8 protein-coding genes, 9 pseudogenes and 1 other annotated feature are annotated in these 12,936 nt (G+C 59.4%); of the genes and pseudogenes, 7 read left to right on the top strand and 10 right to left on the bottom strand.

The features are described 5' to 3' along the window. Window positions 1-705 precede the first annotated feature (705 nt). From virD4 to NKJ57_RS30680, 3 genes and pseudogenes are all read right to left on the bottom strand, one after another. Window positions 706-2,451 carry a type IV secretion system ATPase VirD4 gene (virD4, locus tag NKJ57_RS30670; RefSeq protein WP_352513774.1) on the bottom strand — a complete coding sequence of 582 codons (1,746 nt, stop codon included), beginning with the start codon at window positions 2,449-2,451 and terminating at the stop codon, window positions 706-708. Between the two features lie 246 nt (window positions 2,452-2,697). Continuing rightward, window positions 2,698-3,240: a hypothetical protein gene (locus NKJ57_RS30675; protein ID WP_352513773.1), complete on the bottom strand. Its 543-nt coding sequence runs from the start codon at window positions 3,238-3,240 to the stop codon at window positions 2,698-2,700. Between the two features lie 536 nt (window positions 3,241-3,776). After that, window positions 3,777-4,079: pseudogene (locus tag NKJ57_RS30680) on the bottom strand (integrase core domain-containing protein); the annotation flags it as partial. Between NKJ57_RS30680 and NKJ57_RS30990 the strand changes: the two are divergent. Beyond that, a pseudogene (locus NKJ57_RS30990) lies at window positions 4,063-5,327 on the top strand (IS30 family transposase); the annotation flags it as partial. The pseudogenes NKJ57_RS30680 and NKJ57_RS30990 sit on opposite strands and share 17 nt — an antisense overlap. A gap of 1 nt (window position 5,328) precedes the next feature. Beyond that, window positions 5,329-5,557 (top strand): annotated as a pseudogene (locus tag NKJ57_RS30695) (DDE-type integrase/transposase/recombinase); the annotation flags it as partial. Here NKJ57_RS30695 and NKJ57_RS30700 read toward each other — a convergent pair. The 3 genes and pseudogenes from NKJ57_RS30700 to NKJ57_RS30710 all read right to left on the bottom strand — a co-directional run. Continuing rightward, window positions 5,536-5,745: pseudogene (locus tag NKJ57_RS30700) on the bottom strand (hypothetical protein); the annotation flags it as partial. The pseudogenes NKJ57_RS30695 and NKJ57_RS30700 overlap by 22 nt on opposite strands. Next, window positions 5,675-6,324, bottom strand: a pseudogene (locus tag NKJ57_RS30705) (IS3 family transposase); the annotation flags it as partial. The pseudogenes NKJ57_RS30700 and NKJ57_RS30705, both read right to left, overlap by 71 nt. Then, window positions 5,957-6,073: a sequence feature (AL1L pseudoknot), on the bottom strand. It overlaps the preceding pseudogene by 117 nt. A gap of 155 nt (window positions 6,325-6,479) precedes the next feature. Beyond that, on the bottom strand, window positions 6,480-6,629 hold the full coding sequence (locus tag NKJ57_RS30710; RefSeq protein WP_023703136.1) for a hypothetical protein: 150 nt from the start codon (window positions 6,627-6,629) through the stop codon (window positions 6,480-6,482). Window positions 6,630-6,826: 197 nt separating this feature from the next. Between NKJ57_RS30710 and NKJ57_RS30715 the strand changes: the two genes are divergently transcribed. Beyond that, entirely contained in the window at window positions 6,827-8,746 is a 1,920-nt protein-coding gene (locus NKJ57_RS30715) for a potassium transporter Kup (protein WP_352513772.1), read from the top strand. A gap of 129 nt (window positions 8,747-8,875) precedes the next feature. Here the strand turns inward: NKJ57_RS30715 and NKJ57_RS30720 are convergent. The 3 genes and pseudogenes from NKJ57_RS30720 to NKJ57_RS30730 form a co-directional block, all read right to left on the bottom strand. Continuing rightward, window positions 8,876-9,585 (bottom strand): annotated as a pseudogene (locus tag NKJ57_RS30720) (IS6 family transposase). 50 nt (window positions 9,586-9,635) lie between these two features. After that, window positions 9,636-9,799 (bottom strand): annotated as a pseudogene (locus NKJ57_RS30725) (DUF1403 family protein); the annotation flags it as partial. Window positions 9,800-10,033: 234 nt separating this feature from the next. Continuing rightward, on the bottom strand, window positions 10,034-10,411 hold the full coding sequence (locus tag NKJ57_RS30730) for a flagellar export protein FliJ (RefSeq protein ID WP_352513771.1): 378 nt from the start codon (window positions 10,409-10,411) through the stop codon (window positions 10,034-10,036). A 294-nt stretch (window positions 10,412-10,705) separates the two neighbouring features. Between NKJ57_RS30730 and NKJ57_RS30735 the strand changes: the two are divergent. The 3 genes and pseudogenes from NKJ57_RS30735 to NKJ57_RS30745 all read left to right on the top strand — a co-directional run bounded on the left by NKJ57_RS30735 (window position 10,706) and on the right by NKJ57_RS30745 (window position 12,225). Continuing rightward, window positions 10,706-11,432, top strand: a pseudogene (locus NKJ57_RS30735) (IS6 family transposase). Next, entirely contained in the window at window positions 11,429-11,608 is a 180-nt protein-coding gene (locus NKJ57_RS30740) for a hypothetical protein (RefSeq protein ID WP_031194388.1), read from the top strand. The pseudogene NKJ57_RS30735 and the gene NKJ57_RS30740 overlap by 4 nt, the downstream one beginning before the upstream one ends. After that, entirely contained in the window at window positions 11,608-12,225 is a 618-nt protein-coding gene (locus tag NKJ57_RS30745; RefSeq protein WP_352513770.1) for a hypothetical protein, read from the top strand. Before NKJ57_RS30740 ends, NKJ57_RS30745 begins: the two co-directional genes overlap by 1 nt. Window positions 12,226-12,330: 105 nt before the next feature. Here the strand turns inward: NKJ57_RS30745 and NKJ57_RS30750 are convergent, their stop codons facing one another. Beyond that, entirely contained in the window at window positions 12,331-12,735 is a 405-nt protein-coding gene (locus tag NKJ57_RS30750) for a phosphopantetheine-binding protein (protein WP_081730999.1), read from the bottom strand. Between NKJ57_RS30750 and virG the strand changes: the two are divergent. Further along, window positions 12,686-12,936: pseudogene (gene virG, locus NKJ57_RS30755) on the top strand (two-component system response regulator VirG); the annotation flags it as partial. The gene NKJ57_RS30750 and the pseudogene virG overlap by 50 nt on opposite strands.

Genomic DNA, 12,936 nt, shown 5'->3' on the forward strand with positions numbered 1-12,936 from the left:
CGTTGGCCGCGTGACAGTGAGCTATGCTGGAGATTGGGGTGACGAGGCTGATCAAGCCTTCCAACAGTACCAGCCTGATCAATTACAGCGAGAGCTACCGGTCTGGAGATCGCATCAGCCCCTCTCTGCATAGGCACGCGGCCGCCTGAATTGCCGATTTCGCTCAGCTGCTGCTGAATGGCGACGGCTTGCGGCGCATTCAGGGCCCTCTGCGTCTCCTCTGGCCACAACAGCGCTGGTGAATGTTCATTGTTGGCACGACTCACTCGGGTGGCAGGTGGTTGCCCTGGTCAAGCTCATCCGGTGAAGGGCGGATCTGCTGTTGGCTGGCAGCCAAGACTGGGGGCGGCGGCCCGAACTCCGGCGTCCCAGAGCTTGCGAAAGCCTCCGACACGCTTCTGTTGAGGTCATCCCGTCCATCGGGCATCCCTGGGTTGCTGAAAAAAGATGAGGCGGCTTGATGATCCTGCCCTCGCTGAAGCACCTCGCGAGACCCCCTGTTCCAGTCGCAGAAGCTCCTCTGGATTGGTTGGCGGCTCGTCAGCTCGACCATCGAACAGCGGCCGGGGCGCCTCGGACACGTGCTGCTCAAAGCCCACTCGCCGGGCTTGGCCCGCTTGCCCCTCTTCCAAGCCGGCGTCCTGCACCTGCGACAAAGCTGTTACACGGGATGGATTTTTTCGCCGGGTCCACACCAGCCTCACATCAAACCGTATCGTCAAAGTCCTGCGCCAATTCACACAGCGGGTCATCGAGTTGAGATTCGGCGGGGAGCGCCTCCTCTGCTCCCGTCAAGGGCGCCGGCTCCGGGAGGGCGCCTGTCTGGCTTTCAAAGATGCGTTTCAGAATGCGATCCGAGAAATAACGCACCTTCCTCAATTTTAATGGTGGCAGACCTTTGATAAGAACAATCTCGTAGTCGTCATCGAGCAGCCGAACCTGTTCGGGACGCAATAGCGGTGCACCTTGATGTGAATTCTGAATGGTCCAGTCGAACGTTCGCGCCTGGCTGTGGGAAATCGATTTGGCTTCAAACGTGTATTCACCGATGGCCTTGGAAATGTAGTTCGGAGTCTCGTCATCAGCCGTGGCCATGAACACTTGCAGTCCGGTATTGCTGAGAAAATTCTGCTTGCCAGCCTCTCCATAAGCCCCCGTCAGTGCCGAAAGGCTTTGGATGATGAGCATGAAACGCCCCTTGTAGCCCGCGATAGTCGTGATTGCGGTCTCGATCGCCTCCAGCTTACCCAAGTGCTTGAACTCGTCGAGCAGGAAGAGAACCTCGTGCTTTTCATCCCGACGGGCCAGCGACCGCTGCAGAATTGAAACGATTTGCTGAAAAAACAAACGTATCAAAGGCGCGATCACCTCAAGGTCGTTCGGACCAACGCAAAGATAGATGCACGTTCTGCGACGGCGAAGATCATAGACCGAAAAGTCCGAGCGACTTGTGGCCGCCTTTACAGCGGGATCCGCCCATAGGTTGAGCCCGCCATCGCCGAGCACGGAAGTGTAGGAGGTTAGGATTTTCGTATCGTTCCCCGCCATGTCGTCGAAGATGCGTTGTGCCTCTTTGTTCTGGGTCTCCATGGCGAGTCGCGCGAAGAGCTTAAACTTCTCCCCCGGCTGGGCGAAGAGGTCATAGACGGCGCCGATTGTTGGCGTGCCCCGCTCGATGCAGGCAAGGATTCCCGCGACAAAGATATCTCGCGCGCCGCTGACGAACCCTTCCGCGCCCTCCCCTTTGGCCGTAATCAGGTTTGCGGCCAAGCGGCGGGCTTCGGTGAATTGCTGCTGTGGAGGCAACGCTATAAGATCCAACAGCGGATTGTAGCAGTTTGTGCGCCGCTCCGAATCCAGCGGCGCGAATTTAAACACGTCGTCACCTGCGGCTTTGCGCGCCCTCGAGGTGAGCTCAAAGAGCTCCCCCTTGACGTCCAGAGCTATCACCGAGCCTTTGAATGTAAGTAGCGTTGGAATGACTATGCCGACGCCCTTGCCAGCGCGGGTCGGTGCAACGATGAGGCTGTGAGGCTGCTCGCCATTGGTCAGGTAGTAGCCAGGCCAGAAAGGGCCACTTGTCTTCCCAAACACCGGCCCTGTCACGCCGCGGTATCGTCGCAGATATCCCGTGCGTCGCATTTCATCCACTCGAGCCCAACGAGCCGTCCCGTGGTGTTCGAGCTTGCGGCGCAATACGATCTGCTGAATCAGCAAGACGACCGCGGACGTCGAGACCACGATAGCCGCGCCCCGATAGAAAACAGGGGTTGCGAAACCCAAATAGAAGGGCGTCTCAAACCAAAAGGCACGGACATCAAACGCCATCAGAGCCTCGCCGCTGCCGCCGTGGCGGAAGGTTGCGTAAAGACTTGCCGCACAGAAGCCCACGGCGAGTGAGCACGCGATGCTAATGGCTATGTTGGGGGGCGTCGTTTTTGTTGAAAGCATTGTTCCATTGCCGGATTAGCCTAGCTAATGCTGCGCGTGCTTGAGAGACCGAACCGGCGTCGCGCGATGTCGCCGCTCGACAGATTGATGCCGCAGTGGGTGGTGCGATGCTTGCAGCGCATCACCCGGCAGACGTGGTTTTTGATAGTTACTCTAAGCAGGTACGTCAACGGCCAGCGAATTGGAAATGGCAAGGCCGTAAACGGATTTCGGGAGAGAAAGCGTCACTGTACCATGGCCGAGACCTCAACGACCGGAGCGATCTCTGCTTCTGGTGGCCTCCATTAGGTCCTCTCGGGCGTGATTGAAGGCGTGGTTTATGGACCGCCCGATTTGAGCACCCCGCTGCAGCTGTTCATAGGAGGTTTGCGGGCCTACTGTATCACGGACTGCAGCCTCAATACCTGCTATGTGGCCGTCCAGATTCGCACTCCGTTCCTCTGCTGCATGCTGCGGCGGCGGCATGTGCGGCAAGATGTCTTGCATGCCGGGAAAAACTGAGTGAGCTTGGGCCTGTTGATTTGCGTCTAACTGGGGATACATGTTGAGAATAGCATTGGATGCCATGTTTCTGACATTGCCATCCGGATCAGAAGAAGCCAATCCAATGGCCTGATCAAGAATGCGAGATTTATTTTCGTCAGTAAACTTACTGAAGTGTGGCGCAACGTAATAAGCACCGAGAGCTTGCGACGGCGGATCCATGTTGCCAATGCGATTAACAATAGCATCTTGCAGCCCTGGCGTTAGGTAATCGCCTAGATTACTGGCCGCTCCGACTTTCTGCAATGCTATGTCATCCGTGCTGTACCCCAATTCGGCTGTTAATGTCGCGGCCAGATTGATGGCTGATCGTCCAAGCCGATTGGTCCGCCTTTCAAATCTCGCGAGGTCAGTTTCTGGCCCGGGTTGAGTGCCCCGAACGGCTGTTCGCTCGTGCGTCCCGAGGCCTTTGAAGCCCCCGAGATTTCGCGCTGTATCGCGCGGGTTAGCGGTTACCAGCCGTTCTGCAACATCGCTCAATGGCCCCTCTGGAACGTCACGGAGGCTACTGCTCCCCCCGCCTTGAGATGATCTTGCAGCTGCACGTGCCCGTTTGTTATCGCGATCCATCGCTCGCCTCCAAAGTAGTTATTCTACCCAATGAGGTTACCACCGAAGCTTGACCTGCTAAACCGATATGATGTTACAGTTGTAGTATGGCAAAGGGTTCCCAGCTCTGTGGGTCTGCCAAGTGCCCGTCCAAGCCGAAGAAAATACGATGAAGCTGGCATCAAATGCGATGTGAACTGCCCCGGGCATTCCGGAGGCCGTTTCGTTTTGAGTCACGCGGCTATGGCTGATCCATCCAACATGGCATAGTAGCGTTCCTCGGCTTCGGCCGGCGGGATGTTGCCGATGGGCTCCAGCAGCCGGCGATTGTTGAAGCAGTCGACCCATTCGAGCGTGGCGAACTCGACGGCCTCGAATGAGCGCCAGGGTCCGCGTCGATGGATCACCTCGGCCTTGTAAAGACCGTTGATCGTTTCGGCGAGAGCATTATCGAAAGAGTCGCCGACACTGCCCACTGCGGGTTCGACGCCGGCCTCCGCCAAGCGCTCGGTGTATTGAATGCTGACGTGTTGGGCGGATTCAACCGGTCGTCGCAACACCAAGGGATTTGGAGGTTGCAAAGACGGTTCACCAACGCGCTTAGATCGGTGCACTCGAAAGAAGCTAGATTCGCCCGGGCGTCCGCCTGCCTGGCAGCGTGAGAATCGCTTCCGGTTCTGGCAAGCTATTGCCTTGGGACGTTCGAGCGAGGAGGCCGCACTGGATGCCTGTATATCAACGCCTCTTGGTCCGCGCTGGTTCGGAGTGCAGGAGGGATGCCGCCAACGCATTTGGCGCCGTGGGCGAAGCCGCCTTCGGGGCGATATCTTTCTTTCGGGAGCGCGAGGATATTGCGCTTGAGCTTGCCAAGGGAATCGGCATCCGGGCCATTGCTCGTAAGCTAGGTCGGCCGCCGAGCACAATCTCGCGGGAGGTCAGGCGCAATGCCGCGACGCGCAGCGGCAATCTGGATTACCGGCCAGTGCCGCCCAATGGCACGCCGATCGTGAGTCCCGGCGGCCTCCTGGCAAGCTGGCGGTCAATCCGGCTCTGCGTGAATGTTGAGGAGCGCTTGGCCGGCAAAGTCACCAATCCCAATGGCGCCTCATTCGAGGGCCCCAAGGTGGGTATGGAAAAAACGACAGAGCCGGAGGTGGTCGGCAGCCTGGAGCCCCGAGCAGATCGCTAAATCGGCTTCAGATCGATTACCCAGAGGATCAAACCATGCGGATCAGCCACGAGACGATCTATCAGTCCTTGTACATTCAAGGACGCGGAGCATTGCGCCGAGGACTTACCGCATGTCTGCGTTCAGGCCGAGCGTTGCGCGTACCGCGCGAACGGGCCCGAGTTCGCAACAAGTCCTTCATTGGAGACGCCCTTATAATAAGCGACCGTCCGGCCGAAATTGCCGATCGGGCTGTCCCCGGACATTGGGAAGGCGACCTCATCCTTGGCCTCGGAAGCTAGGCGATCGGTACGCTCGTGGAACGAAGTTCACGCTTCACAATGCGTGCTTCACCTGCCGCGCATGCATGGCTATCAGCAGAGCCTGCGCATCAAGAACGGTCCACCACTTGCCTGCCACGGCGCTGAAGCAGTCCGCAGAGCCATAGCCCGATCCATGGGCAAACTTCCCGAGCAACTGCGTCAGTCGCTGACTTGGGACCATGGAGCGGAAATGGCGCAGCAGCCGACCTGCGCATCGACACCGGGCTCGAGATTTACTTCTGCGATCCCCAAGCCCGTGGCAACGAGACTCCAACGAAAACACCAACGGCTTATGCTCCGGCGCCGAACATGCTGCGGGTCTCCGACTTCACCTGCGTCGCGACCTGGACGGGCTTCGTCTATGTCGCGTTTGTCGACACCTATGCCCGTCGGATCGTCGGCTGACGGGTGAGCCGGACGGCGCATGCAGCCTTCGTTCTCCGATGCCCTGGAACAGGCTCTCCATGATCGGCGGCCCGCGCGGGGAGGCGGGCTCATCCATCACAGCGATAGAGGCAGCCAAGGCGGATTCAACCGGATCGTCGCAACACCGGCATCATACTGTCCCCCAAGGAGCTGGTCGAGGAGTTCGGCAGGTGTTTTCCAGCCGAGCGTTTTGCGCGGTCTTGTGTTGATAGCATGGGCAACTGCGTCCAGTTCCCGGGCTGTGTGCCGACTGAGATCCGTGCCCTTTGGAAAGTACTGTCTCAGCGAGGCCCATGGCCTTCATCAAGCGGGCAACCGTGCAGCGGGCGACCTCGAAGCCCTCGCGACGCAACCGCCGCCAGACCTTGCGAACGCCGTAGACGCGGAAGTTCGCCTCAAACCGTCGGACCTCATCCTTCGAGGCTGTATCCCATCTTGCCCGAGCCGACAGCCGGCAGGGGTCGACGCGCTTGGCGACATGGTCGTGGTAGGTCGACGGGGCGATCGGCAGCACCTTGCAGATCGGCTCAACCCCATGCGCCTTGCGGTGATCGTCGATGAACGCGATCGTGGCCTGAACCGGCGGTCGACCTTCGCCTGGGCAAAATACGCGGAAGCCTTGCTCTCGTTGGCCTGCGAAGCTCGCGGCTCTCGCGTTCCAGAGCCTTCAGTTTCGTCGCAGCATCCGTGGGAACTCCGGCGCGCACGCCGCCGTCACGCTCGGCTTTCTTGCAGCCGATCTTGGCGGCGATCGATGAAACCGCCGCCCACCGCGACGTATGCTCGCGTTCGTGATCCAGAACCAGCCGCACCGCGGGGGGTCCGGACCTCGGGAGAGAACTTGTTGGTCGCCTTGCTTGTCATGGTTTCACCTTCTCAGGAGTTGGAGCCTCCGATCAACCCGCGGCGGTACACAACAAGGGTCACGGATCATTCTGGGCGGGAACCCTAGAGAATCAGCCCTCAGAGCCTTTGGTAATAGACCGACCCCTCGCACCTGTTTGGGCTGGGTGTACAAGTCAGGTTTTCATCAGGTTGGACGAGTATGTCTGGCAGTAGAGCGCGACCACTTCCGTGCCCGCCCGCTCGTCTGGCAGACACACAAAGGAGAAAGATATGCCGTCAGCTACAAGCAGCGCCATCGTTTCCTGCCGCAGATCATCGCCCATCCGGTCTGGCCCTCCTTCAGGTCCCCTTGAGCCTGTGTCTCGTCGAGGAAATGGCCTGGGAGCGGGATCGTGGTTTCGTATGAGACAATCCGCCGGTGCGGCGACAAATGCGGTCCGCATACGGAGCCATTACGTCGCGGCACTTGATATTGCAGTGCAGCAAAGGTAGAGGGCCGCCCCTTATCGGAGTGTCGTCCATGGCCCTTACCAATGCTGGTAGCGAGGCAGAACCCGTCGAACAATCGAGCCATCCCGAAATCGAACAGGACAGCACCAAGGTGCTGATGCTAGGCGCGCTCGGCGTTGTCTATGGCGATATTGGCACCAGCCCGATCTACGCGTTCCGTGAGGCGCTGGTGGCGTCGTCGGGCGGCAATGTCGCCGAGCGCGGCGATATCCTCGGCGTGCTGTCGCTGATCATCTGGTCGCTGACTATCATCGTCACCATCAAGTACATCATGTTCGTGCTGCGCGCCGATAACGGCGGCGAGGGCGGCGTGCTGTCGCTGATGGCGCTAGCGCGCGGCAGTTTCCCCAAGCGGTCGGCGGTGATCCTGGGCATCGGCATCGTCGGGGCATCGCTTTTCTTCGGTGATGCCGTCATCACGCCGGCGATATCGGTGCTGTCGGCGGTTGAGGGCATGAATGTCGTCACGCCGACCTTCCAGCCCTATGTCGTGCCGCTGACATTGGTCATCCTTGCCATGGTGTTTGCGGTGCAGCGCTTCGGCACGGGCGGGGTAGGATTGGTGTTCGGCCCGGTGACGGCGGTGTGGTTCCTGGCAATTGGCCTTTCCGGTCTCAACCACATCATCGACGATCCAGAAATCCTGTGGGCGGTGAGCCCGCACTACATCGTCGCCTTCCTGATCAATTCGCCCGACGTCGCTTTCGTGACCATTGGCGCCATCTTCCTCGCCGTCACCGGCGCCGAAGCACTCTATGCCGATCTCGGCCATTTCGGCCGCAAGCCGATCGTGCTGGCCTGGCTGGCGATCGTGTTTCCCTGCCTGCTGCTCAATTATGCCGGGCAAGGCGCCTTCGTGCTGGCCAAGAACGGCGTCGTCGGCCATCCATTCTTCGAGATGAACGAAGGCTGGACGCTGATCCCGATGGTCGTGCTGGCGACGGCCGCGACTGTCATCGCCAGCCAGGCGGTCATCTCCGGCGCCTTCTCGCTGACCCGGCAGGCGGTGCAGCTCAATATGCTGCCGCGCCTCGAAATCCTGCACACCTCGGAACGGCAGTCGGGCCAGATCTACATGCCGCGCGTCAATCTGTTGCTGGCGCTGGCGGTGATGCTGCTGGTCGTCGGTTTCGGCGAATCGAGCAAGCTCGCCTCCGCCTATGGCATCTCGGTGACCGGCAACATGCTGGTGACGACGGTGCTGCTGTTCGTCGTCATGACGCGCATTTGGAAATGGCGCCTGTGGGTGGCGGTGGCGATGACGGCGGTGTTCGCATTCATCGACATCGGCTTCTTTGCCTCCAACATCGTGAAGGTGTTCGAGGGCGGCTGGGCGTCGCTTGCGATAGCCTTCACCATCGTTCTGGCGATGTGGACCTGGGTGCGCGGCAGCCGCTATCTGTTCGACAAGACCCGGCGCAACGAAATCCCGCTCGATTTCCTCGCCGGCAATCTGCTGAAGAAGAAGCCGCAGCTGGTGTCCGGCACCGCCGTGTTCCTGACCAGCGATCCGCAAAGCGCGCCGACAGCGCTGATGCACAGCCTGAAGCACTACAAGGTGCTGCACGAGCAGAACGTCATTCTGTCGGTGGTCACCGCACCGCAGCCGCTGGTGCCCGACAGCGACCGGGTCAAGATGGAGACAGTCAACGAGTTGTTCATGCGGGTGACGCTGACCTTCGGCTATATGGAGCAGCCCAACATTCCGCGCGCGCTGGCGATCTGCCGCAAGCAGGGCTGGAAGTTCGACATCATGACGACTTCGTTCTTCCTGTCGCGGCGCTCGCTCAAAGCCTCGCCCAATTCGGGCATGCCGGTGTGGCAGGACAAGCTGTTCATCGGCCTGGCACGCACGGCCGCCGATGCGACCGAATATTTCCAGATCCCGACCGGACGTGTGGTCGAGATCGGAACGCAAGTGACGATTTAGGGCATGCCGCGGTTGAGAAGAATCGGTGCTGTCACATTGATTGAGCGGGTAAGGAAATTCAGGTAGCAGCGCGCCCGGCACTGTAAGTTTCAGCGGCTTGATGCACGCGATAGCTGGCCGGGACGGCTGTCACGCTGTGGCGACACACGCGATCTTGTTCCAGATTTGCATGGGGGCGTCACGCAGGTCTCGATGTTGAGCCGATGACAGCGCATTGCAGGGAAAGTGAGCAGGTCGGCAATCGGATCATGGATGGAAACGAACCGCTGAAGCTGGCGTGCCGACTTGAAGCGTTTCATGATCCTTTCGCGTCGTCGAGTCGGCTGGTGCGAATTTTCCGCTCGATTATTCAGGCCTGTGTGCGACCGGTGTTCGACGCCGGGCAAGAGGTCGCGCATGGCGGCATCATAGGATCGGAGCTTGTCGGTGATCATGATCCGTGGTGTCCGCCCTTGAGCTTTCAGCAACTTGCGCATCAGACGCTTTGCCGCCTTGGCATTTCGGCGGCTTTGTACCAGCACTTCGAGGACGAAGCCGTCCTGATCGACGGCACGCCAGAGCCACTGCTTCTTGCCACTGATAGCCACGACACATTCGTCGAGATGCCATTTGTCGCCCAGGCAGCCGGCTGATATTGATCTCCTGGGCGAAATGCCGTCCGAATTTCTCCGCGCAGCTTCGAACGGTCTGATGCGTGACGATGATGCCGCGGGCCGCCAGCATGTCCTCAACCATGCGCAGGCTGAGCGGAAAGCGAAAGTAGAGCCATACCGCGTGCGCAATGATCTCGGGGGAAAGCGGTGGCGACCATAGAGCGGACCACGAGCAACTTCTGACATGGCCCAATGTAAGCACATCTTCATAAGCTGTCGGTTGACTTTACGGTGCCGCGCCAAGCGAGCAGCATCCGGCCGGCGGGGCCGACCCCGTCTCCCGGCCGTGAGCAGAACGGCATCACGCAGGGGCCGCTTCATCCTCGACGCGGCCAGCCTGCTTTGCCGTTACCGCCGCCGCCGAAAGCGCCAGGCGTTGCCGCCAGGCGCCGGTCCGCCGGCAGCGGTTCGTCTCCACCGATGATCCGATTGCCAACCAATTCCACTTTCCCCCATACCTGCGTAACGCCGCTATGCAAATCTGGACAAAATCGCGTATGTCGCCGCAGCATGACAGCCGTCCCGACCAGCTATCGCTGCATCAAGACGCTGATATCTTTACAGTGCCCGCACGCCTCTCGCGCGCCAACGGCCAGTCGGTGTCGCGAATTGAGGCGCGCTGAAGCCGTCCGGCTCAGCCGATCATGGCGCTTCGGTTGCCGGGTTCGAGGTCGTGGCCTCTGCCGCTGCGCGATTCTAGCAATTGCGCCTTGGAGAGCTCTGCTTCAGCCTCGGCGAGGCATGGCTCGGCTGCGGTTCTCTGCCGCAGAAGGTCCGATTGCGAATTCTTGACGTTGTCACGACGTAGGCGAGCGGCCTTGGCGAACGTCGGATAAGCGAAATGATTGACATCGGAGATGCCGCCCTTCGTTTCCTCGGCGTTTATCTGGAACTCCAGTTCTCGCGCCATGCGTTCGAAATCGGCAATCATGATGTCTAGCTGGTGCAACTGTCGTCGCTTCTCATTCACCTGAAATTGCTTCAGTCGGACCAGATTACCTCGTGGCATCATGACTCGGTACTCCGGTACCCATTTCGTCCAATCAAACCGCTCTCTCCCCTTGACGTTAGGCCTACAGCGACTCTCACGTTTTCTGCTGCGAGCGGAACCATATTTTCCAAAATCCTTGGCCGATGGCTATGAGTTCAATGCATCGACAAGCATGCGAGCGGGGGACTTAAGGGGCGGTAAAAAAAGGCGGAATAGGGCGATTTTCACAATGTCTGCATATGAACGCGTTGAGACCTGCGGCGGGCTTGACACACAAAGCAATCGTCAAGATTTGCGACATGGACGCCGGGGGGCATGAATACGCCCGCCGTCAGCTACACGCCCCCCGATTTCCGCCGCCTATTATCGCCCACGCGCTCTGGCTTTATTTCCGGTTTCCGCTGAGCCTGCGCCTGGTTGAGGAAATGCTGCTGGAACGCGGCATCGTGGTTTCGTATGAGACAAGTCGCCGGTGGGGCATCTAAGTTCGGGCTGGACTGCGCTCGCTGCTTGCGCCGCAAGCCGCCGTGCCGGAATGATGTCTGGTACCTGAACGAAGTGGTCGTCACCATCGCCCGGCAAAAAGCTTTGGTTGTGGCGCGCCGTCGACCAGGATGGATATGTGCTGGACGAAATCGTGCAAAACCGCCGCAACACCAAGGCCGCCAAGCGCTTGCTGACGCGGCCGTTGAAGAAGCAGGGGCTCGCGCCGAAGCGCATGATCACCGACTAGCTGCGCTCGTATGGAGCGGCAAAGCGACAGGTGATGCCGGACGTCAAGCACCGGTCGCACAAGGGGTTGAACAACGGAGCGGAGAATTCCCATGTGCCGCCGCGAAAACGGGAGCGGATGATGCAAAGGTCCGATCGCCGGGAGGCCTGCAACGCTTCGTCTCGACCTTGTCAGCCCTCCGCAACCTCTTCGTCCCGCCCCAAACGTTCTGCTCTCGCCATACATGTTCATCGCCTCAGCGCGATGGCGCTGGTGATATCACGACGCGTTTGTACCGCTCGACCTACGCCACAGGTGCCGACGCTGTGACGAGCTTCGTCGGTCGCGTGTCGAGTGACGGCACCGGGGACAATTATCGTCGACCGCAGTCCATTGCCCAGACCAAGGCGCTTCTCGGCGTCGGCACGATGGCAAATCGCAGCGTCACGATCTCGGCCGCTGCCCCTTCTGGCGGCGTGGACGGTGATTTCTGGGTGCAGCCGTAATGGCCCTTTACGTCAAAGCCTCCGGGGTCTGGGGGGCGGCTAGCGCTGTATGGGTGAAAATCTCAAGCCTCTGGACCAAGGCTCGACAGGTCTATGTGCGCAGCTCGGGCGTCTGGGAGAAAATGTTCCCGATAGATCTGGTCTTCAATGGCACTCACGAAGACTCGACTGCCACGACCGTTTACACCCACACCAGCATTCCGCTTCTTGTCGCGCCACACGCTAATCGTCGTGTCATCGTGACAACTGAGACCACTGACACCGAAAGTGCAGTGACCGTCAACAGTATGACGATTGGGGGTGTGGCTGCCACCCTTCTCGCTCAGGTGGAAAGCATCTTCAATTCTGGTGTGGTCTATCTGTCAGTGTGGTCGGCCCTCGTGCCAACCGGTACGACGGCAACGATCGTGACCACGTATAGTGAGAGCGTGTTCCGTGACTACATGTCGGTCTATACGACCACCAATTGGAATGGTGTGGTGGGCACTGTTGCCTCTGACAACAATTCAACGGGTGGCCTGACAACGACCGTCAGCATTGGTGCCCTGGGCGCAGCGATCGCAATTGCGGGCAACGCCACCAAAGGGGCATCGGCACTGCGACATGGACCGGGCTGACCCAACAGTTCTCAAACACACCAGTCACGAATAGAAACCACAGCGGAGCAATGGCAATAGCTACCGCCGCCCAAGCTGCCCTCACCGTAACCTGTGCCTACAGCACTACTCCAGCACTTGTCGCACTGCTGGTGGTTCCGCGGTGCGCAACTCCTGACTGGCGACGGCGTCGGCGACATGCCTTACGGACTCGTATTGCCAGAGCTTGTAATCGTCGACAAACCAGCCAAGTCGGCTCTCGATCGCCGTAGCAAGCTCGTTATAGTCGAGGCTGTCGAGGCCGAGATCCCGCATTCTGGTTGTCATCGACACCTCTACTTTTTCGGCAACTAGAGCGTTGAGGGTTTTGAGAACCAGTTGTTCAATTTCAAGTAATGTCATCACTAATACATGCCTTTTGCTTGCAGATTCAGGTAATGCAACCCTGATCGGGGCGCAACCCCCAAAACGAGGTGTGCCGTTGAAACATGTTCTTGTCATTGACGATGATGCCGCAATGCGGCGCCTCATCGCCGATGCATGCCCTGAAGGTAACCGCAGTCCACGATAGCAAGCAGTTTGACTATGTTCTTTCACGTGAGCCAGTCGATCTCGTGGTTGTTGACCTTAACCTAGGCCGGGAGGATGGACTTGCGATCGTCCGCAATCTGGCGACAAAATCGGATGTTCCTATCATAGTGATCAGCGGCGACCGGCTTGATGAGGCGGAAA

The organism is Mesorhizobium sp. M0077 (genome assembly GCF_040322955.1).
Taxonomy (GTDB): Bacteria; Pseudomonadota; Alphaproteobacteria; order Rhizobiales; family Rhizobiaceae; genus Mesorhizobium.

Excerpts from the sequence above, each read along its gene's own strand:
- NKJ57_RS30750 (WP_081730999.1), bottom strand. The coding sequence starts at position 12,735 with ATGAGGCGCCGCATTGCGGCATCATCGTCAATGACAAGAACATGTTTC.
- virD4 (WP_352513774.1), bottom strand. The coding sequence starts at position 2,451 with ATGCTTTCAACAAAAACGACGCCCCCCAACATAGCCATTAGCATCGCG.
- NKJ57_RS30710 (WP_023703136.1), bottom strand. The coding sequence starts at position 6,629 with ATGGGCGATGATCTGCGGCAGGAAACGATGGCGCTGCTTGTAGCTGAC.
- NKJ57_RS30730 (WP_352513771.1), bottom strand. The coding sequence starts at position 10,411 with ATGATGCCACGAGGTAATCTGGTCCGACTGAAGCAATTTCAGGTGAAT.
- NKJ57_RS30715 (WP_352513772.1), top strand. The coding sequence starts at position 6,827 with ATGGCCCTTACCAATGCTGGTAGCGAGGCAGAACCCGTCGAACAATCG.
- NKJ57_RS30745 (WP_352513770.1), top strand. The coding sequence starts at position 11,608 with ATGGCCCTTTACGTCAAAGCCTCCGGGGTCTGGGGGGCGGCTAGCGCT.